General features: G+C 63.6%; 1 pseudogene. It reads right to left on the bottom strand.

The features are described from left to right. Positions 1–61 precede the first annotated feature (61 nt). A pseudogene (locus CRM90_RS29920) lies at positions 62–1,096 on the bottom strand (IS110 family RNA-guided transposase); the annotation flags it as partial. Positions 1,097–1,491 lie beyond the last annotated feature (395 nt).

The following is a 1,491-nucleotide window of genomic DNA, read 5'->3' as shown; positions in this document are numbered from 1 at the left end:
ACGACGAAGCCGCGAACCGGCCGGTGCTTTTTACACCCACTTTCGGACGCGACCGCGACTGGGTGATCGGGGGTGAATCAGGTTGCCAGGTGCGGTTATCGCGGATGAGCGCGTAGAGGACGTTGGTGCGGCGCCGGGCCAGGCAGATGGTGGCGGGGATCGACCGTTTTCCTTCGTCTCGTTTGCGCTGGTAGTGGGCCTTGGAATGCGGGTCGCAACGGATGGCGGTCAATGCGGACATCTCGGCGCCGAGCCGAAAGCCAATGCCGGGCATGCTGGTGATCACCTCGGCGAGCGGATGGCGGCGAAACCGGCCCTCGATGTCATCGTCAGTGGCTTTGATGCGGTCATCGAGGGCGATCACCTCCTGAGCCAATTCAGCGACCAGTCCGGCGGCGATCTCTTCACCAGGCAACCGCACCGTCTGGGTCTTCGCCGCAGCGACGGCAGCCGCGGCGATGGTGGCCGCGTTGCGCAATCCCGCATCGGTCAGGATCTTCGTCAACCGCGATACACCGCTGTGGCGAATGGCTTTCGGACGTTGGTAGCGCGACAACAACACCACCCAGCCGCGGTCCTGGCTCAGCTGAGCAACACGTTCCAGCGCCGGGCACACCGCGACGAGTTGCTGGCGCAGGCGGTTGATGGTGCGGGTGCGATCGGCGACCAGGTCAGCCCGGTGAGCGGTCAGCATCCGCAGTTCGGCGATCAGATCGTCGGGACGCAGCACCGGCAGATCGGTGCCGCGCATCCGCGATTGATCGGCGATCACGCGAGCGTCTTTGGCGTCGGTCTTGGCCTCCCCACCGCAGTAAGTGCTCGACGCTTGCCATACGGCGCGGCCGGCCAGGTAGCGCACCGACTTACCGGCGTCGGCCAGCACCGTCAACAGCAAGCTGGCATAGACGGTGGTCAGGTCGACCGTCCAGGACACGTCGTTGCTCAGGGTGTCGATTTCACCGATCAGTGCTCGGATGGGCTGCTCGTCGTTGACGAGCTTGCGCGACAACACCACCGCACCGCGGTCATCGACCACGCACACCCAGTGGTGCTCCTTGCCGACATCGACACCCGCCCACAACTGGCCCTCTGTCATCGATCTCCTATTCGTTTGTCTGCCAACACATTCCCCACGGACATCCCCGCCAGCATTTCCTTAAACAAGCGATCACATCGCAGATCTCAATCAGCGGCCAGAGAAGTCCAGGCAGGCCGGGCGGCCAGTCCTTTCAAGCCGCACCACCAGGGCCGGCAACCAAACATTCGCCTCACCCGGCCCACCCGGGTCACAGCACAACGTAACAACACGAAGTAACTGCAACTACGAACTTAAGGACCGAAGTTATCGGGCGTATTCGTTCACTTCCCAGCCCCGCCCGGCCGCCGACTCGCCGTCGTATAGTCACCTCGATGGGCGCCGGCTCAGTTCGAGCGCATGGGTCCAGTGATCGGGTCACCAGATAGAGGCACTTGAGCGCGGCCTGCTCCGAT

Origin of the sequence: Mycobacterium sp. ENV421 (genome assembly GCF_002887815.1) — a bacterium.
Classification (GTDB): domain Bacteria; phylum Actinomycetota; class Actinomycetes; order Mycobacteriales; family Mycobacteriaceae; genus Mycobacterium.
This window is presented reverse-complemented; position numbering and strand designations above follow the sequence as displayed.